The organism is Streptomyces sp. HSS9-12 (genome assembly GCF_054963655.1).
Window position 1 is genome coordinate 1 of sequence record NZ_JBUEGC010000074.1, and the last position, 17,957, is coordinate 17,957.

16 protein-coding genes and 1 pseudogene are annotated in these 17,957 nt (G+C 68.9%); 3 read left to right on the forward strand and 14 right to left on the reverse strand.

Annotated elements, in window-relative coordinates; translation table 11 throughout:
* Positions 1-90 precede the first annotated feature (90 nt).
* A pseudogene (locus tag ACY34J_RS27145) lies at positions 91-365 on the forward strand (transposase); the annotation flags it as partial.
* 306 nt (positions 366-671) lie between these two features.
* Here the strand turns inward: ACY34J_RS27145 and ACY34J_RS27150 are convergent.
* From ACY34J_RS27150 to ACY34J_RS27160, 3 genes are read right to left on the reverse strand one after another with little or no spacing between them, the layout of a single operon-like run.
* Complete coding sequence (locus ACY34J_RS27150; protein ID WP_462729283.1) at positions 672-1,655, reverse strand: aldo/keto reductase; 984 nt, start codon at positions 1,653-1,655, stop codon at positions 672-674.
* Positions 1,652-3,211, reverse strand: a complete 1,560-nt coding sequence (gene paaZ, locus ACY34J_RS27155; protein ID WP_462729284.1) for a phenylacetic acid degradation bifunctional protein PaaZ — start codon at positions 3,209-3,211, stop codon at positions 1,652-1,654. The genes ACY34J_RS27150 and paaZ overlap by 4 nt, the downstream gene beginning before the upstream one ends.
* Before the next feature lie 35 nt (positions 3,212-3,246).
* Entirely contained in the window at positions 3,247-3,771 is a 525-nt protein-coding gene (locus tag ACY34J_RS27160) for a gamma carbonic anhydrase family protein (RefSeq protein WP_462729285.1), read from the reverse strand.
* 187 nt (positions 3,772-3,958) lie between these two features.
* Between ACY34J_RS27160 and ACY34J_RS27165 the strand changes: the two genes are divergently transcribed.
* Positions 3,959-4,867 (forward strand): PaaX family transcriptional regulator, encoded by a 909-nt coding sequence (locus ACY34J_RS27165; protein ID WP_462729286.1) that lies wholly within the window; start codon positions 3,959-3,961, stop codon positions 4,865-4,867.
* A gap of 7 nt (positions 4,868-4,874) precedes the next feature.
* On the opposite strand, the gene ACY34J_RS27170 is transcribed toward ACY34J_RS27165, so the two are convergent.
* From ACY34J_RS27170 to boxC, 9 genes are all read right to left on the reverse strand, one after another.
* Positions 4,875-5,642, reverse strand: coding sequence for an enoyl-CoA hydratase/isomerase family protein (locus tag ACY34J_RS27170; RefSeq protein ID WP_462729287.1), 768 nt, complete (start codon positions 5,640-5,642; stop codon positions 4,875-4,877).
* Positions 5,639-6,499: a 3-hydroxyacyl-CoA dehydrogenase family protein gene (locus ACY34J_RS27175; protein ID WP_462729288.1), complete on the reverse strand. Its 861-nt coding sequence runs from the start codon at positions 6,497-6,499 to the stop codon at positions 5,639-5,641. Before ACY34J_RS27175 ends, ACY34J_RS27170 begins: the two co-directional genes overlap by 4 nt.
* Positions 6,496-7,680, reverse strand: a complete 1,185-nt coding sequence (locus ACY34J_RS27180; RefSeq protein ID WP_462729289.1) for a thiolase family protein — start codon at positions 7,678-7,680, stop codon at positions 6,496-6,498. Before ACY34J_RS27180 ends, ACY34J_RS27175 begins: the two co-directional genes overlap by 4 nt.
* 7 nt (positions 7,681-7,687) lie before the next feature.
* Positions 7,688-8,545, reverse strand: a complete 858-nt coding sequence (locus ACY34J_RS27185; RefSeq protein WP_462729290.1) for an amidohydrolase family protein — start codon at positions 8,543-8,545, stop codon at positions 7,688-7,690.
* Positions 8,546-8,852: 307 nt separating this feature from the next.
* A complete protein-coding gene (locus tag ACY34J_RS27190; protein ID WP_462729291.1) occupies positions 8,853-9,017 on the reverse strand; it encodes a hypothetical protein in 165 nt (54 codons plus the stop codon).
* 214 nt (positions 9,018-9,231) lie between these two features.
* A complete protein-coding gene (fdxA, locus tag ACY34J_RS27195; protein ID WP_462729292.1) occupies positions 9,232-9,561 on the reverse strand; it encodes a ferredoxin in 330 nt (109 codons plus the stop codon).
* 45 nt (positions 9,562-9,606) lie between these two features.
* Complete coding sequence (locus ACY34J_RS27200) at positions 9,607-10,623, reverse strand: NAD(P)/FAD-dependent oxidoreductase (RefSeq protein ID WP_462729293.1); 1,017 nt, start codon at positions 10,621-10,623, stop codon at positions 9,607-9,609.
* Positions 10,620-12,227 (reverse strand): benzoate-CoA ligase family protein, encoded by a 1,608-nt coding sequence (locus tag ACY34J_RS27205; protein ID WP_462729294.1) that lies wholly within the window; start codon positions 12,225-12,227, stop codon positions 10,620-10,622. The genes ACY34J_RS27200 and ACY34J_RS27205 overlap by 4 nt, the downstream gene beginning before the upstream one ends.
* A 4-nt stretch (positions 12,228-12,231) precedes the next feature.
* Complete coding sequence (gene boxC, locus ACY34J_RS27210; RefSeq protein ID WP_462729295.1) at positions 12,232-13,962, reverse strand: 2,3-epoxybenzoyl-CoA dihydrolase; 1,731 nt, start codon at positions 13,960-13,962, stop codon at positions 12,232-12,234.
* A gap of 193 nt (positions 13,963-14,155) precedes the next feature.
* Between boxC and ACY34J_RS27215 the strand changes: the two genes are divergently transcribed.
* A complete protein-coding gene (locus tag ACY34J_RS27215) occupies positions 14,156-15,043 on the forward strand; it encodes a PaaX family transcriptional regulator (protein WP_462729296.1) in 888 nt (295 codons plus the stop codon).
* Between the two features lie 227 nt (positions 15,044-15,270).
* Here the strand turns inward: ACY34J_RS27215 and boxB are convergent, their stop codons facing one another.
* Complete coding sequence (gene boxB / locus ACY34J_RS27220) at positions 15,271-16,749, reverse strand: benzoyl-CoA 2,3-epoxidase subunit BoxB (RefSeq protein WP_462729297.1); 1,479 nt, start codon at positions 16,747-16,749, stop codon at positions 15,271-15,273.
* Between the two features lie 239 nt (positions 16,750-16,988).
* On the reverse strand, positions 16,989-17,858 hold the full coding sequence (locus tag ACY34J_RS27225; RefSeq protein ID WP_462729298.1) for a helix-turn-helix domain-containing protein: 870 nt from the start codon (positions 17,856-17,858) through the stop codon (positions 16,989-16,991).
* Positions 17,859-17,957: the final 99 nt, after the last annotated feature.

The window sequence follows — 17,957 nt, forward strand, 5'->3', positions numbered from 1 at the left end:
TGGGCGGCATGAGCCGCTTGATGTGCTCCAGCGCGTCCTGCCCTGGGCCGACTTGATGCGTGACTGCGCCCGCCGGGGCATGCGCCCCCGGTGCTGGCGTTCTTTGACTTTCCGGCCGAGCACTGGATCCACCTGCGGACCACGAACCCGATCGACTCGACCTTCGCCACCGTCCGGCTGCGGACCAAGTCACCCGCGGCGCTGGCTTCCGCACCGCCGCCCTGGCCATGGTCTTCAAGCTCGTCGAGTCCGCCCAGCAACGGTGGCGGGCCGTGAACGCGCCCCACCTTGTCGCCCTCGTCCGCGCCGGAGCCCGCTTCGAACACGGCCGGCTCGTCGAACGCCCCGAGGCGGTCGCGGCGTGAGCACCCTCGCGGCCCAGGCCATCAGCACCAAGCGGCTGGAGCTGCTAGATCTCTCATTCCGTGGAGCCACCCACCTTCACCCGAGCACGAGCAAGATGATCCCAGCCAGGGTCGCATAAGCCGCGCCGTCTGGGCATCCCGACCGTGGCCGACCGCGTGGTACAGGCGTCCGCGAGATCTCGCATCAGGCCTGATTGGTCCGAGTCCGGACTTGGCGGGTACAAGTGCTGGCTTGCGCTGATGAAGGCGTTCGTACGGCTCCGCCCCGCTCGGGACGGAGCCGTACCGTTACACCACCGCAGCGCGTCAAGGCAGGAACGCCTCCCCCGCGGCGGTGCCCGCGGGGAACCTCCGGTCGAGCTCGGCGAGTTCATCTGCGAACAGCCGGACCCGGACGGCAGCCATGTTCTCGCGGAGATGCGCTGGGTTGCGGGTGCCGGGGATAGGGATCACGCCCCGGGCGAGGAGCCAGGCAAGCGCGAGCTGTCCGGTGGTGCACCCCTTGGCCTGGGCGAGCTCACGCAGCGGGGCGAACCGGTCGCTGTTCACCGGGAGGCTCTCGGCCGCGAACCTGGGGTTGCGGGAGCGGAAGTCCGTGCGCGGTACCTCGGCCACGGCGCCTGCCAGGTACCGGTCATCGGCGAGGAACCCGCTGCCCAGCGGTCCCCAGGCCACGAAGCCGACGTCCAGCTCATTGCAGGCGGGAATCAGTTCGGCCTCGGCCTGCCGGCTGAACAGCGAGTACTCGAACTGCACGGCTGCGATGGGGTGGACAGCAGTTGCCTTGCGCAACTGCGGCACGTCCACGTTGGACAGCCCGAGGTGGCGCACCTTGCCCGCAGCCACCTGTTCAGCCATGGCGCCGACGGTCTCCTCAATAGGCACCTCCGGGTCCGGGAAGTGGAGATACCACAGGTCCACGTGGCTGGTGCCGAGGCGCCGCAGGCTGGCGTCGATGCTCGCCCGCACGTGCGTGGGGCTGCCGTCCACGAACAGCCTCATGCGGTAGCCGGCCCGGACCGGCCGGCCCTGGCCGGGTCCGACGTAGCCGAATTTGGTGGCCAGGACGACCTCTGCGCGCCGGCCCGCTACCGCCTGGCCGACCAGTTCCTCGTTGTCCCCGGCCCGGCCGTAGGCGTCTGCGGTGTCGAGGAAGGTGACTCCCTCGTCGAGGGCCTGGCGGATGAGGTTTTCCGCCTCCCGCCGGCCCACCTCTCCGTACACACCCGACAGGCCCATCGTGCCCAGGCCGATCGGCGAGACCTCCAGATCCGCCCCGAGCCGCGTCACGACCGGACCCCGGTGATCGCCGCGAGCACGGTTGGCGAGCCCTGGACGGCGGTGCGCTGCATGTGGTGCAGCACGCTGCGGATACCGCCCAGTTCCTCGCCACCGCCGGCACGGCCGGGGCCACCGTGTACGGCGTGCGGCAGCGGCGAGCCGTGTCCGGTCGACTCGTCGGCGTCCTCGCGGTCGAGTACGAGCAGTCGGCCGTGCCACGGCGCCGCGCCCAGCACCACCTCGTGGGCGAAGTCCTGGTCATGGGTGACCACCGAGCCGACCAGGCTCCCCTCACCCCGGGCGGCCAGCGCGACCGCGTGTGCGGCCCCGTCGTAGGGCAGCAGGGTGCTGACCGGGCCAAACGCCTCCACCTCGTGCGGCTCCGGGCGATCGGGTTCGTCGCAGCGCAGCAGCAGTGGCGGTAGGAACGCGCCGCGCTCGCGGTCGGCGTCCACCAGGTCGAACCGGTCCGGGTCGCCGTGCACGACCCGGGCGGCGGCGGTGAGTGCCTTGACGGACCGGAGTACCTCGTCCCGCTGGCCCAGGCCGGCCAGTGCCCCCATGGTGACCGAGGGGTCGGCCGGGTTGCCGACCGTCACCTCGGCCAGCTTCGCCCCCACCGCTTCCTCCACCTCGTCGATCAGGGCGGCCGGTACGAGGGCCCGCCGGATCGCGGTGCACTTTTGCCCTGCCTTGACGGTCATCTCGGTGACGAGCGCTTGCGTGAACAGGTCGAACTCGGGCGTACCGGGGACCGCGTCCGGCCCGAGGATGGAGCAGTTCAGCGAGTCGGCCTCGGCGTTGAACCGAACGGCGTTGCCCGCCACCGCGGGGTGGGCGCGCAGTGTCCTGGCGGTCCTCGCGGAGCCGGTCACGCTGAGCAGGTCCTGCCCGGTGAGCGCGTCGAGCAGGCCGTCCGGGCGGCCGCAGACCAGCTGCACCGCTCCCTCGGGCAGGATGCCTGACTCGATGATCCGCCGAAAGACGAGCTCGGTGAGGTAGGCCGTCTGGCTCGCGGGCTTCACCACCGAGGGGACTCCGGCGAGCAGGGCGGGGGCGAGTTTCTCCAGCATTCCCCACACCGGGAAGTTGAACGCGTTGATCTGGACGGCCGCGCCACGCCGTGGCACGTGCATGTGCCGTACGCCGAAGGTGCCCTGCTTGCCGATCTGCTCGATGTCGCCGTCGGGGAGGACATGGCCGTCGGGAAGCTCCTTAACCCCCTTGCTGCCGTAGACGAACAGCACGGCGATGCCACCGTCCACGTCGAAAACCGAATCGCGGTGGGTCGCACCGGTGCGGGTCGACAGCTCGCGGAACTCGGCGGCGTACTGGGTCAGGTGCTTGCCCAGCGCTTTGAGCAGACCTGCTCGCTGGTGGAAGGACAGTTCGCGAAGGGCTGGTCCGCCCACCTCACGGGCGTACCGCAGAGCGGCGTCGGCGTCGATACCCTGGGTCGAGATCCGGGCCACTTCGACGCCCGTGGCGGCGTCGAGCAGCGTCCGGCCCTCGTCGAGCGAGCTGTACCAGTCACCGTTGATGTAGCTCTGCAGTTTCGCAGCCACGAGCGGTTCACCTTCCGTCAGGGGTTCACGGGGATTCAGCGGTCGACCCGGCGCAGCTCGCTCCGGTAGCGGGCGCCCGCGTCGATGTAGCTCTGCACGGCGTAGTCCATCCAGGACGGGTCGATCTTCGTCTCCCGCAGGCGCACCGGGACGCCCAGCGCCATCGTGTCCGGGGGCACCTCGAAGTCCTCGGGCACCAGCGCGGAGGCACCGACCACCGCACCCGTGCGCACCACCGCGCGGTTCAGCGTGACTGAACCGGATCCGATGAGGCAGCGGCGCTCCACGGTGCAGCCCTCCAGGTGCGCGTTGTGGCCCACCACGCACTCCGGCCCGATCACTGTCGGCCAGTCCGGGGTGGTGTGTAGCACGGTGCCGTCCTGGATCGATGTCCGCGCACCCACCTCGATGCGGCCGCCGTGGTCCCCGCGCAGCACCGCGCCGGGCCAGATGGTGGCTTCCTCGCCGATCGAGACGGCCCCGATCACGACAGCGTCCGGGTGCACGTAGGCGCTGGGATGAATCTTCGGCTCATCGGGTCCGAGTGCGTAGATCGGCACGATTCGTTCCTCGCTCGTCCTGAACAGAGGGCAACTCCAGGCCGATTTTCTACATTGGACCGTCGATACGTCAAGATAAAGTATACTGATGGGGAGGCGGCCACGCGCACCGAAGCTGAGCATTACCCTGGTGCCGCATGGTGACGTGATACGTCAGCACAGATCACGGTGAGGGAGGTGGAGAACGATGGCGGATATGGCCGGGCAGGGCGCCGGCCGGCGGTCGCGTATCGACCGCGCTCCGGCCAAGGGCGCGCGGCCGGTGGTCAGCCGACGCCGTGAGGTCAGCCACGCCAGCGCACGGTCGCTCCTGATGACCCTGCTCGGCGAGTACGTCCTGCCACGCGACCGCCCGGTGTGGACATCGGTCCTGGTGGACGCGCTGGCGGCCTTCGACGTCGAGGAGAAGTCGGCCCGGCAGGCCCTTGCCCGCACCGCCGCTGAGGGCTGGTTGGTATCCGAGCGGGTGGGGCGACGGGTCCGCTGGGCGCTGACGCCACCCGGGCGCAGGCTGCTCACCGAGGGCGCCCGCCGTATCTACGAGTTCGGCAGCGTCGAGCAGCCGTGGGACGGCAAGTGGCTGGTGGTGCTGGTGTCGGTGCCGGAAGCCAAGCGCGACCTGCGGCACCGGCTGCGCACCCAGCTCACCTGGGCCGGGTTCGGCTCGCCCGAGGCCGGCGTCTGGATCACTCCCCACACCAGTCGCGAGGCCGAGGCGTTGAACGTCCTGAAAGAACTTGAGCTCGCTCAGGACGCGATGTCCTTCACCGCCGTCTACGGGGCGGTGGGCAACGAGGACGCGATGGTGGCCCGCGCCTGGGACCTCAGCGAGCTGGAAGAGCGCTACGAAGAGTTCATCGACGAGTTCACCGGGCTGAATCCGGTCGACGGGGCCGCGGTCCTGCAGGCCCAGACCCGGCTGGTGCACGAGTGGCGTCGGTTCCCCTTCCTCGATCCGCAGCTGCCGAGCGAGCTGCTGCCGGCGAACTGGAGCGGCACCAAGGCGGCCGAACTGTTCCACCGCAAGCACATGGACTGGCGCCCGGCCGCGCAACAGCACTGGAACGAGCTGGTTTCCGAACACAGCTCGGGCTGAGCGCGGTTCACCGGCCCCGCCGGGACCTGCGGTGGAGGAAGGCGTCCATGCGGGCGAACTTCTCCTCGTCTTCGAACAGCACCGCCTGCGCGACCAGGTCCAGTTGTGGGTGCGCCGCCTCCGGGGCGTCCACGGCCAGCTTCGTCAACCGCAAGGCGATCGCCGATCCTCGCAGGATCCCGTCGACGACCTCGTGGGCACGGGTCAGCAGTTCCGCGGGCGATACGACGTCGAGCACCAGCCCCAGCTCGCGGGCACAATTGGCATCTAGCGTCCGGCCGGCGAGCAGAATCTGCTTGGCGACACTCTCTCCCAGCAGGCGGACCAGCCGGTAGGCCGCCCCCGCGCCGGCCAGGATGCCCAGCTGCGGCTCCGGCTGGCCGAACCGCGTTCGCGGGGTGGCCAGCCGGAGGTCGCAGGCGTAGGCCAGCTCCGCGCCACCGCCGAGCGCATGGCCGTCCACGGCTGCCACCGTGGGCATCGGCAGTCGGCGGATGCGCTCGAAGAGCCGCAGGTTGATGCCGGCAAGGGCGTCGTCGCGGCGCCGCTCGCGCAGTTGGGCAATGTCCGCGCCACCGGCGAACACGCCGTCCGTGCCGCCGGTGAGAATCAGTACGCGGGGCTCGCGCTCCAGCTCGGCGCACATCCCGTGCAGTTCCTCGACCATGGCCGCGTCGATGGCGTTGCGTTCCGCCGGGCGGGCCAGCGTCACCACCGTGCGGTCCTCCTTGCGCTCGACCCGCAGGGTGTCCAGAGTCTGTACCGGCGCCGTCATTCGCTGCTCCAGTCGTAGAAGCCCCTGCCGGTCTTGCGGCCGAGCTCGCCTGCGGCGACCTTGTCGATCAGGATCTGCGGCGGGTCGAACCGCGGGCCGTATGTCTTGGCCAAGTGCTGGGCGATGTCCAGCCGTACGTCCAGCCCGACCAGGTCGGTCAGCCGCAGCGGTCCCATCGGGTGGCGGTACCCCAGTTCCATCGCTCGGTCGATGTCCGCGGCGACAGCCACACCGTCCTCGAGCATCCGCATGGCCTCCAGGCCGATCGCCACGCCCAACCGGCTTGTGGCGAACCCCGGAGCGTCCTGGACCACGATGGTCTCCTTGCCGATCAGCTCCGCCGCCGCGCGCGCCTGCGCCAGCGCGGATTCCGTCGTACTTGATCCCCGGACGATCTCCACCAGGGACATCGACCACACGGGGTTGAAGAAGTGCAGGCCGAGGAAGGACCCGGGCCGGCGAAGGGACGCGGCCAGCTCATCGATGCTCAACCCGCTGGTGTTGCTGGCCAGCAGCACGGGTTCCCGGCTCTCGGCGGCAGCGAGTACGTGGCGCTTGAGCTCGATACGCTCCGGCACCGCCTCCACGATGAGGTCCAGCCCCCCGCGCAGCTCCGACACCGCGCCGGCCAGCTCAATGCGGTCGGCCAGGCTGTCCGCGGTGGCGGCGTCCAGCTTGCCCCGGTGCTTGGCTCGCGCTGCCTGCGTCTTGATCGCCTCCAGCGCCCGGTGCGCCTGAGCCCTGTCGGGCTCCACCAAAGTGGTCTCGCATCCGGCAGCCGCGAACACGTAGGCGATACCCAGCCCCATGGTTCCGGCGCCGACCACTGCGATACGCCGGCGGCCCGCCTCACTCATACCGCCTCCCACGCCATCGACAAGCCCTGCCCCACTCCCACGCACAGGCTCACGAGCCCGCGCCTGCCGCCACCGCGGCGCAACTCGTGCGCCAGAGTCCCGGCCAGCCGCGCACCCGAACACCCCAGCGGATGCCCCAGTGCGATGGCGCCCCCGTTGACGTTGACCCGCTCCGGGTCGACTTTCAATTCGTCCAGCACGGCGAGGGACTGCGCCGCGAACGCCTCGTTCAGCTCCACCACGTCCAGGTCGTCGACGGACCACCCGATCCTGGCCAACAGCTTCCGCGTCGCCGGAACCGGGCCGATGCCCATGTAGTCGGGATGCACCCCGGCCGCGGCGGTACCGATGTAGCGGGCCATCGGCTGCACCCCGAGGGCTGCCAGCCCGCGCTCGGAGGCCAGCAGCAGGCCGGCCGCCCCGTCCGACAGGGGGGAGGAGTTGCCTCCGGTGACCGATCCCTCCCGGCGGAAGGCCGGCTTGCGCCGGGCCAGGCCATGGACCGTGACCGACCCATCCACACCCTCGTCCAGGGTGACGTGGGTGTCCCCCACGGGGACCGGCACGATCTCCTCGGCGAACCGGCCGGAGCGCTGCGCGGCCGCAGCGCGGTGGTGGCTGGTAACGGCGAACGCGTCCTGGCGCTCCCGGCCGATGCCGTAGCGGTCCGCGACGTTCTCCGCGGTCTCGCCGAGCGAGATGGGCGGGTACGCCTCCGTCATACGGGGGTTGACCATCCGCCAGCCCAATCGGGTGTCCGAGAGCTCCATCGTGCGCGGGTAGCCCGACTCCGGGCGCGGCAGCACGAATGGGGCCCTGGTCATCGACTCGACCCCGCCCGCGATGCACAGGTCGGCCTCCCCGCTGGCGATCGCCCGGGCAGCACTCGCCACGGCCTCCAGGCCGGAGGCACACAGCCGGTTCACTGTCGCACCGGGTACGTCCACCGGCAGGCCGGCCAGCAGCACGCCCATCCGGGCAACGTTGCGGTTGTCCTCACCGGCCTGGTTGGCCGCACCCCAGTAGACGTCGTCGATACGCGATGGATCCAGCGACGGCGTGCGCTGCACCAGCGCCCGCAACACCACGGCGGTCAGGTCGTCCGGTCGAATGCCGGCCAGTTGCCCCTTGACCTTGCCCAGGGGGGTACGGCAGGCATCGACCGCGTACACAGCGGTCATCGGTTCCTCACACCCCGAGTCCGGGGAAGATCTTGGCGGCGTTGCCGGACAGGACGGCACGCACGGTGTCGGCAGGAAGGCCGAGTTGGCGGAGCGCGGCCACATTGCGGGACGCTCCGGGCACGCCTGGCCAGTCGGTGCCGAAGATCCACTTGGTGGCGAGCCTGGACAGGTCGAAACGGGTGTAGTACTCCGGCAGCTTCTTCGGAGGCAGCCCGGCGAGGTCCAGCCACACGTTGGGCTTGGCAAGCGCGAGGAACGCGGCAGTGTCGTACCACCAGCCGCGGCCGCCGTGAGCGAAGACGAACTGCACGTCAGGAAAGTCCTCGATGACATCAAGGAGAAGTCCGGGGTCGCCGAATCCGGTCCGCGCGCCCGGGAAGCTGGAGGTGCCGGAGTGCAGGATGACGGGAACGCCGCGTTCGGCGCATAGCGCGTAGACCGGGTAGAGCTCCTTGTCGTCCGGCGAGAACGCGCCGTGCACCGGGTGCAACTTGAGTGCCACCGCCCCCAGGTCCAGCTGGCGCTCGGCCTCGGAGGCGACCGGGTAGTGAAGATGCGGGTTGACGCTCGCCACCAGGCGGAACCGCACCGGGTTGTACTCGACGATCGGCAGCAGGTCTTCGATCGTCTGGATACCGGTGGCTCGCGGGCTGTACTCGCAGAACAGTAGCGCCCGGTCGATGCCCTCGGCCTCCAGCAGAGCATCCAGCCGCTCCGGCACCGGATCGCCCTGGGCGTCGTAGGCGGTCCGCCACTGGTGCGGGCCGGAGAACTTCTCGGCCCACTCCAGCCAAGAAGGCTTGAGCGTGGACAACCGCGGGGCATGCACGTGGGCGTCGACCACGACCTCGTCGTCGATCATCGGGAATCCTCCGGAATCGAGTAAGTCGTCCGATGGGCGACGACTGCCGCTTCGGCGGCGCCGACGACGCCTGGCTTGCTGGCGAGCACCACGACGAGCGTCTCCTTGCTTGGGTTGGTTCCAACAAGGGCTATCTTCTACATCAACTCCAATCATCGTCAAGGTTGTGTAGAGCGATTTCCCGGTTTGCCGTGATGGTCGACGGTGAAGCGGTGGAGCCAAGCGGAACAGCGGCGCGCGGACGCACACTCAAGCCCGCCCGCGCGTTCTCCGCTGACAACAACCAGCGCGCCCCTGGTCTCGTCGGTCAGGCGCGCACAGCAGAGCCCAGGTCGCGCAGCATGCGGGCTGCCTCCTCCGCCGTGGCGGGAACGAACTCGGCGATGGTGATCAGATCATCGATGGCGGATGCCACCTGGCCGGTGAGGACCAGACCGTTCTCGAGATCACCGTCGGTCTGGGCACGTTGCATCGACTCGATTTTCCAGCGAATCATCTACAGCCCCGATACGGAACAGCGCCTCGGGACCACCGGGACGACTTTCGGTCACTCAGTCCGTTGGTGGACTGGACGTCATAAAGTTGCGCATCCCTGCTGCGGTGGGCGCATGACGGATCGCCCCACGGCCCAAATGCCATACAAGAGGCGACAGAGTGCCATTCGCGGTAATAGGTCACGGTGGCGTCTAGCATGCAGCCACCATTGGGGTGTCCACGCCGATGGGGCCCGTCTTGCGCGCGCCGCCGGGTGCCCCCAGCGGCTCGTCACGGCCCGGCAGGGGCTCGGTGAAGAAGCGGCGATTGTCCTCCACGAACTTGGCGTGCTCCGCCGCGACGCGGCGGTCCTGGCTGATCGCCTCGACGGGGCAGACGGGCTCGCAGGCACCGCAGTCGATGCACTCCTTGGGGTTGATGTAGAGCTTGCGCTCCCCTTCGTAGATGCAGTCGACGGGGCACTCCTCCATACATGACTTGTCCATGATGTCGATGCACGGTGCGGCGATGATGTACGGCATGCTGAGCCTCCTGCCTTCAGGACGGGAACGTCGGGATGGGTCCGGTCAGGCCGGCACGGGCACCGCGGCGGGATTGTCCGTGGAGTGTCCGGGGAACAGCTGCGCGGCGGGATCGATGTGCACCGCGGCGTTGTTGACTGCGGTGGCCACCTCACCGAAGCCGACGGCGATCAGCCGGACCTTGCCGTCGTAGTCGGTGATGTCTCCGGCCGCGAAGATGCCAGGGATGTTGGTGCGCATGGCTGAGTCGACGACCAGGTGCCGGTTGTCGTGCAGCTCGAGCCCCCAGTCACGCAGCGGGCCGAGGTTGGCGGTGAAGCCCAGCGCGGCCACGAGCTTCTGGCATACGAGCGTGCGCGATTCGCTCTCGCCCTTCACCGCGACCTCGATCACCTCGAGATGTTCGCCGCCCGTCGTCGCGGTGACCTGGGCACCTGTGATGACCTGCACCGAGGATGCCTTGAGCTGCTCGACCGACCCGTGGTGCGCACGGAACGCCTCACGGCGGTGGACGAGGGTGACGCTGCGGGCGATCGGCTCGAGCATGAGGGCCCAGTCGACGGCGCTGTCCCCGCCGCCCACGATGACGACGTCCTTGCCGGCGTACTCCGCCGACGACGGGACGAAGTACTCCAGGCCCCTGCCCAGGAAGTCCTCACCGGCCGGCAGCGGACGCGGGGTGAACGTACCGATCCCTCCGGTGACCACCACGCCGCCAGCCGCGATCTCGGTGCCGGCGCTGGTCTTGACGACCAGCAAGTCGGGCCGACCGTCGCGGGGGACCCGTTCCAGCTGCTGTGCCTCCTGGCCGAGCAGGTAGACGGGGTCGTACGGCGCGGCCTGCTCGACGAGGTTGCCGATGAGCCGGCGGCCCGAGACGGCGGGGAATCCGGCGATGTCGAAGATCTGCTTCTCCGGGTACATCGCGCTGACCTGACCGCCGACCTGGCTCAGCGAGTCGACCACGGCCACCTTGAGCCCACGGACGCCGGCGTAGTAGGCGCCGAACAGTCCGACCGGACCCGCACCGACGATCAGCAGGTCAGCTTCGACGGCACTCATGAAAGGACTCCTGGGGTTGGCGTTACGGGGCGTTCGACAGCAGTGGGCAGGTCGAGGTTGGCGATGAGCTCACGGACCTTGAAACGCTGCATCTTGCCCGTGGCCGTCTTGGGCAGCTCGTCCACAAAGACCACTGCGCGTGGGCGCTTGAAGGCGGCCAGGCCGTCGCGACACCACTGGATCAGCTCATCGACCGTGACCGGGGAGTCCGCCACGACGCAGGCGACCGGCTTGTCCAGTCCCGATGCGTCCGTCCGGGCGACCACGGCCACCTCCGAAACAGCGGGGTGCTCGAGGAGCCGGCTCTCGACCTCTGCGGGTGAGACCCAGATGCCGCCGGCCTTGAGCAGATCGTTACTGCGGCCCAGGCAGGTGTAGGTGCCGTCCTCGGACCGGACGTAGGTGTCGCCGGTGTTGAGCCACTCGCCCAGGAAGACGGTCCTGCTGGCGTCCGTGCGGCGCCAGTAGCCTTGCGCGATCGACTCACCGCGCACGTGCAGCGTCCCCGGCGTCCCGTCCGGGACGACCTTCCCCGTGAGGTCGCGCAGCTCGATGTCGTAGCCGGGCACCGGCACGCCGGTGGTCCCGGGCCGCACCTCACCTGGCCGGTTGGACAGGAAGATGTGCAGCGCTTCGGTTGACCCGATGCCGTCGATGATCTCGACTCCGAACCGGCCGGAGAACTGCTCCTGCAGGCCGGCGGGCAGCGGCTCCCCCGCCGACGTGCCGAGCCGGACCGAGGCGAACGTGTCGTCCGGCAGATTGCTGGCCAGCAGCGCGGCATAGAAGGTCGGGACGCCGAAGAACAGCGTCGGCCGGTCCTGCTGCACCCGCTCCCGGACCACCGCGGGCGTGGGCCGCCGCGGCTCGAGCACGGTGGTGGCACCGACCGACAGCGGGAAGAACGCCGAGTTGCCGATGCCATAGGCGAAGAAGAGCTTGGCGACCGAGAAGCACGAGTCCTCGGGGGTGATCCCAAGGACCTGAGTGCCGTAAGTCCCGCAGACATGGCGAATGTTGGCGTGCCGGTGCATCGCTCCTTTCGGGGAACCGGTGGTCCCTGAGGTGTAGAGCCACAGCGCCCAGGTGTCTTCGGTGGTGGGAGCCACGCCACGCTGCGCCGTCGGCGCCGCGGCGCCGGCGGTCACCAGCTCCGACCACGTCGACGCCCGGACCCCGTCGGGCGTCGCGAGCGGCGTCTCGGCGTCGACGACGAGGTGCCGCAGCTCGGGCGCCGACGCCGCGGCGGTCAACACTGCGTCGGCGTACTCCTGGCTCGCCACGAGCACCGAGGCGCCCGAGTCGGCCACGATGTGGCCGAGTTCGCGACCACCCAGCATGGTCGACACGGGCACCGCAACGAAGCCGGCCCGGAACGTGCCGAGGATGCCGGCGAGCATGGGCACGTCGTCGTTCATGACGAACAGCACCCGGTCGTCACGGCGCAGCCCCAGTGACCGGAGGCCGGCCGCGACGCTGGCCGACAGGTCGGCCAGCTCACCGTAGGTCAACGTGCTGGAGCCCCGGACGGCCACCCGCTCGCCGCGGCCGGCGTCCACATGACGGTCGACGAGCCAGGACTGCGCGTTGAAGTCGAGGGACATCAGGTCACACTCGCTTGAGGTCGAAGTCACCCTTACGTCCGGTACCGAACCGTCGCAGGGCACCGTCCGGACCGGAGGCGTTGGGACGGATGAAGATCCAGTTCTGCCAGGCCGTCAGCCGGCCGAAGACCTTGGTCTCGACCGTCTCCGGTCCGACGAAGCGGTGGTTGGCCTCCATGCCGGTCAGCGCATCGGGCGACAGGGAGGCGCGTTCCTCGAGCGCGATTCGCAACTCGTCCTCAAAGTCGATGTCGTCGAGGGCGTAGGTCACCAGGCCCAGCGCGGACGCGGCGGAGGCGTCGAGCCGATCGCCGGTGCGCGCATGCACCATCGACAGGTGGTTGTCGTGGCCCCAGAAGCGGGACGCGAGCCGGCTCAGGTCGTTGCTCATCGGCCAGGCACCGAGGTTGGAGGAGGTCACCACGATCGTGGCGGGCTCCGCGTCCGGGTCGACGTCCTGGTAGACGCCGTCGAGCATGTACTGGCGGTCGGCTGCGAGCGCGAGTTCAAGCAGCAGACCGGCGAAGCAGCTGCCCGGCTCGATGACGGCGACGATGCTGCGGCTGGTCACGTCGAGCCGCTTGAGCGTGCGCTTGTAGTAGTGCCGAACCTCGTTGACAAACCAGTCGTCGGCGAGCTCGTCGAGCTGCGCGTCATAGGCCAGGATGGTGTCGGTGTCGCCCTGCGTACGAATCACCCAGGTGCCGATCTCGACCTCGTTGGTGCGCAGCCGCAGGATCAGGTCGTCCAGGGCGCGGGTCAGGGCCAGCGGCCAGTACGCCGTGCCCTGTTCGAGGACCGCCGCCGCGTTCCGCGGGGGTGCCTCGGCGGGCGCCTGTACGGTGATGTCGACGCGGCGCGAAGCGCGGTCGATGGTGGCGGAGACATAGGGGTAGGTGATGCTGTCGCCGGACTCCTTGCGGTCAAGCGGCGTCAGGGTCACGCCCTTCGCGTCGGCAGGGCGTCGTGACGTCGCTGCCGCCTCGTGGGCGCGGCGGGCAATCTCGTCCGCGAAGCGGGCCCGCGGCACGGTCGCGTCGACCAGGCCCCACTCCACGGCAGTGGCTCCGCGGAAGCCCTCGGACTTGGTGGCGAAGATGTCGGCGCGGTCCTTGCGGACATGGCGCTTGTCGACGACGCGGGTCAGCCCGCCCGTGCCCGGGAGCACCCCGAGCAGCGGGACCTCGGGCAGCGAGACGGCCGATGAGCCGTCGTCGATGAGAACGATCTGCTCACAGGCCAGTGCCAGCTCGTAGCCGCCCCCGGCAGCCGTGCCGTTGAGCGCGGCAATCCAGGTCTGTCCCGAGTTCGCCGTGGCGTCCTCGATGCCGTTGCGTGTCTCGTTGGTGAACTTGCAGAAGTTGACCTTCCATGCGTGGGACGACTGCGCGAGCATCCGGATGTTGGCGCCCGCGCAGAACATCCGCTCCAATCCGCCGGTCATGACGACCGACTTGACCTCGGGGTGCTCGAAGCGGAGCCGCTGCACGATGTCGTAGAGCTCGATGTCGACACCGAGGTCGTAGGAGTTCATCTTCAGCGCGTAGCCGCCGACGAGCCCGCCGTCTTCGTCGACGCAGAGGGTCACGGTGGCCACCTCTCCGTCCACGTCCAGCTTCCAGTGGCGGTAGCGGTCGGGGGCCGTATCGAAGTCCACCCGGGTCACGCTCTGCGGGCGGGCCGGTTCCGCGCCCTCAATCACAGGGCTGTCGCTTTCGGGGGCGAAGACGGACATGTCACACCTCTCAGCAGATGGGCGTCGGACGTCGAGCTCAGAGAAATACTCGACGCATACTGCGCGACTCGTCAAGAGTTTGTAGCATGTACATTTCGTGTCCGCGTTCCACCTCCCGTGTGCCCCGCACGAAAGCACCACGGGCCGCGAGGATTCGCGTCTCAGGACAGTAGAAAGACAGGAGGGCCGACGCGTGCCAAGCGCCCCACGCAGGCAGCAGCCCGTATCGGCCATGCCGGCCGACACGAACGGTCGCCGACGCGAGTCCGCGACACCCAGCGCACGTTCGCTGCTGCTCACGGTCCTCGGCGAGTTCGTCCACCCCCGGCACGGACAGGTCTGGACCGGCACCCTGGTCGACGCTCTCAGCGCACTCGGGGTGGAGGAGAAGTCGACCCGGCAGGCGCTGTCCCGCTCAGCCGCCGAGGGGCTGCTGTCCTCCACCCGGCACGGCCGCCGCGTCCGTTGGCAGCTGACCCCGGCCGGCGAGCAGCTGCTGACCGAGGGCACCGAGCGCATCTACGGGTTCATGCGCAAGCCTCACCCGTGGGACGGCCGCTGGCTGGTGCTGACCGTGGGGGTCCCCGAGAGCCAACGCCGGCTGCGCCACCGGCTCCGTACCCGGCTGACCTGGCTGGGGCTCGGTTCTCCCTCACCCGGCTTGTGGGTGGTCCCTGACGCCGGCAAGGAGGAGGAGGCCCGCGCGGTGATCGAGGAGCTGGGCCTGAGCGAACGTACCTTCGCCTGGGTCGGCCCGGCCGTCTCCGCCGGCGATCCGGCCAAGCTGATCGGTGCGGCGTGGGACCTCGACGAGGTCGAGAAGTGCTACCTGTCCTTCATCGACCGCTTCGAGGGACTCAAAGCCCCGACCACGCGAGATGCGTTCGTCAACCAGGTACAGCTCGTCCAGGAATGGCGGCTGTTCCCGTTCCTCGACCCTGATCTGCCCAGCGAGCTCCTCGACCATGACTGGCCGGGTCCGCGGGCGGCGGCCACGTTCCATGATCGGCACGACCGCTGGCACCGCCGGGCACAGGCCGAGTGGGACCGCATGGACGACGAGGCGGGCCGACGCAGCTGACGGGTCGGAATCATCAGGTCATGCAAGATCGCGCACCGCGCCGGGCCAGCACCCAGATGCGCGGGTTGCCGAGAGCAGAGCGAACGTCATTTTGATCGAGGGCGTTTGGGAGCCCTCTCCTCGGGCCAAGAGCGAGATTGCGGCACAAGGCAAACACCGTCAAAACGACAGCAGCCCTGGCCGTCACCCTACGGGCGACGGCCAGGGCTGCGCGGCTCACTGACGAGTCAGGCGAGGGCTTCCTCCGCGAGGTGCACGTAGTCGAACTCGACGGGCTGGTCGTTGATGCCGGTCTGCGGCGGAGCGATCCAGCCGGCGAACTTGCCGGGCTCGTACTGCGGGACCATCAGCGACGCGACGGCCCTGCGGTCCTCTTCCGTCGGCAGCCAGTCACCCTTGCGGGCCTCCCAGGTCGCCTCGTCGAGAACCTCGCCCTCGGGGCTCACATGGTGTCCGGCGTAGGTGCCGACCGCACGGTGGAAGCCCTCGTGCGGCAGGAACAAGCGCTGCTCCAGGCCCGCATCCTCCAGCGCCTGATTCCAGCGGCGGACACCGTTGGCGCAGTCCGCGACGTACTCGTCCCTCAGGTCGAGGTTGAGTGCACTGAGCAGCGGAACAGTCTTCTGGACAATCTTGCCGTCCTCGACGACGTTCATCGTGCGCACGTCGTTCAGCAGCTGGTGGTCGTCCTTGCGACGCATCTCCTGCCAGCGGCCCTTGAGGCCCGAGCTGTAGTAGTTACCGGCGTTGGTCGACTGCTCGGAGCCGAACAGGTCCATTGAGACCGCGAACTGGAAGTTGAGGTACTTCTGCACGATCGACAGCGGGATGCCGCCGTGAGGCAGGACGTCCTCGGTGTCGTGCTTCTTCATGAGTTCGGCGGTCCGCTCCACCACGCGCTGCACGCCCGTGGTACCGACGAACATGTGGTGCGCCTCTTCCTTGAGCATGAACTCGCAGGTGCGAGCCAGCGGGTCGAAACCGGACTCCTTGAGCGTGCCGAGCTGGTACTTGCCGTCACGGTCGGTGAAGTAGGTGAACATGAAGAACTGCAGCCAGTCGGTTGTCTCCTCGTTGAACGCACCGAGGATCCGGGGGCTGTCGAGGTCACCGGAGTGGCGCTTAAGGAGCTGCTCGGCCTCCTCGCGTCCCTCGCGGCCGAAGTAGGCGTGAAGCAGGTAGACCATCGCCCAGAGGTGGCGCCCCTCCTCGACATTGACCTGGAACAAGTTGCGCAGGTCGTAGATGCTCGGCGCGGTGTTGCCCAGGATGCGCTGCTGCTCCACCGACGCCGGCTCGGTGTCGCCCTGGATGACGATCAGCCGCTGCAGTTCCGCACGGTACTCGCCTGGGACCTCCTGCCAGGCCGGCTCACCCTTGTGCTTGCCGAAGGCGATCTTGCGGTCGGGATTGCGCTCCGCCAGGAAGATACCCCAGCGGTACTCCTCCATCGGCACGTGGTCGAAGTGGGCCCAACCGTCGCGACCGACCGCGATGGCGGTGCGCAGGTAGACATCCTTCGTCGGCAGGGCGGGGCCGAGTTGCTTCCACCAGTCGAGGAACTTCGGCTGCCAACTCTCCAGCGCGCGCTGGAGACGGCGGTCACTGGCCAGGTCGACGTTGTTCGGGATGCGCTCACTGTAATCGATCTTGCTGAGCGGGCCGGTCGGGCTGGGGGCTGGTCCGGTGCGGGCGTCAGTGGACATCGAGTGTCTCCCGTGGGTGGTCTTCAGTTCCTGGTTAAAGTTCTACGCCTCCTTTGCGTTACTGCCAAGAATTTGTCGAACAATTTTTGTCCACGTGCTCGTGCTCGTGCTCGTCGAGTAGGGCGACCAGCGTTGCCGGTCCTGCCTGTATGGCGGTGCGCTGCAGGTGCCCGCACCGCACGCAAGCCACCCCCCCTCCTCCTACCGTCCGCCGACCCCGTCCAGCCCGCCGAGGCCCGCTACGGCATGGGTATTGCTGTGCCCTCGGTTCCAGATGAGCATGCGGTCGGTGCTCCCCCACGGCTTTCGGCATGGGGGGTGCCCTCATGCGCCGCACCGTGCCGACCCAGCGTTCCGCGAAGGCGTTCACCTTCGGCGATCTTGGCGGGGGGAGCAGGACCTGCACACCCGCGCCGACCAGCACGGCGTCGAAGGCATCGGAGAACTTCCCGTCCCGGTCGCGCAGGAAGAATCGGAAGCGGGCCTACCTGGTCCTCCGGGGTCGGCATCAAGTTCCTCGCCTGCCGGGTCACCCAGTCCCGGTTCGGGTGCGCGGTGGTACCCAGGACGGGCACCCGGCGCGTCTTGATCTCCATGACGAACAGCACGTACAGGCGCTTGCACAACGCGGTGTCCACGAGGAAGAAGCCGCAGGCCGGCAGTGCGGAGGCTTGGGCGCGCAGGAAGGAGGACCAGGAGTCCCGCGCTCGCTGGGGCGCGGGTGGACCGTTGCCCTGCCGCAGGACCGCCCGCACGGTTGCCGCCGAGACGGCGATGCCCAACCGGGCCAGCTCTCCTTGGACTCTGCGGTGGCCCCACAGCGGGTTTTCCCGTGCCGGGCGCAAGATCAACTCCCGCTCATCCTCCGGTATCGGTGGCCGACCAGGCCTCTTGCGGGGGTAGGTCCACGCATCCGCGATCAGTTCACGGTGCCAGCGCAGCAATGTCGCCGGAGCGACGAAGAAGCTGTTCCAGCGCTCCCTGGGCAGCAGTGGCGACAAGGCGACCAGCAGGACTCGCTCGAGCCCGCTGAGGTCGGCTGATCCCTCGCCCTCGGTCCGCGCCGGCCTGCGTCGTACGCATCCGATAGTCCAGTACAGGCAGGCCATGTTCTTGGCGTCCTGCTTCACCTGGTAAAGCCACACTCGAGACCCCTGGGTGAGCCAACCCTATGAATGGCTCGCTCAGCCCAAGAAGGCAGGACAGTC

Bases quoted from the DNA above. Each gene is read 5' to 3' on its own strand.
- ACY34J_RS27165 (WP_462729286.1), top strand. From the start codon at position 3,959: ATGGCGGATATGGCCGGGCAGGGCGCCGGCCGGCGGTCGCGTATCGAC.
- ACY34J_RS27170 (WP_462729287.1), bottom strand. From the start codon at position 5,642: ATGACGGCGCCGGTACAGACTCTGGACACCCTGCGGGTCGAGCGCAAG.
- ACY34J_RS27175 (WP_462729288.1), bottom strand. From the start codon at position 6,499: ATGAGTGAGGCGGGCCGCCGGCGTATCGCAGTGGTCGGCGCCGGAACC.
- ACY34J_RS27180 (WP_462729289.1), bottom strand. From the start codon at position 7,680: ATGACCGCTGTGTACGCGGTCGATGCCTGCCGTACCCCCCTGGGCAAG.
- ACY34J_RS27185 (WP_462729290.1), bottom strand. From the start codon at position 8,545: ATGATCGACGACGAGGTCGTGGTCGACGCCCACGTGCATGCCCCGCGG.
- ACY34J_RS27190 (WP_462729291.1), bottom strand. From the start codon at position 9,017: ATGCAACGTGCCCAGACCGACGGTGATCTCGAGAACGGTCTGGTCCTC.
- fdxA (WP_462729292.1), bottom strand. From the start codon at position 9,561: ATGCCGTACATCATCGCCGCACCGTGCATCGACATCATGGACAAGTCA.
- ACY34J_RS27200 (WP_462729293.1), bottom strand. From the start codon at position 10,623: ATGAGTGCCGTCGAAGCTGACCTGCTGATCGTCGGTGCGGGTCCGGTC.
- ACY34J_RS27205 (WP_462729294.1), bottom strand. From the start codon at position 12,227: ATGTCCCTCGACTTCAACGCGCAGTCCTGGCTCGTCGACCGTCATGTG.
- boxC (WP_462729295.1), bottom strand. From the start codon at position 13,962: ATGTCCGTCTTCGCCCCCGAAAGCGACAGCCCTGTGATTGAGGGCGCG.
- boxB (WP_462729297.1), bottom strand. From the start codon at position 16,749: ATGTCCACTGACGCCCGCACCGGACCAGCCCCCAGCCCGACCGGCCCG.
- ACY34J_RS27225 (WP_462729298.1), bottom strand. From the start codon at position 17,858: ATGGCCTGCCTGTACTGGACTATCGGATGCGTACGACGCAGGCCGGCG.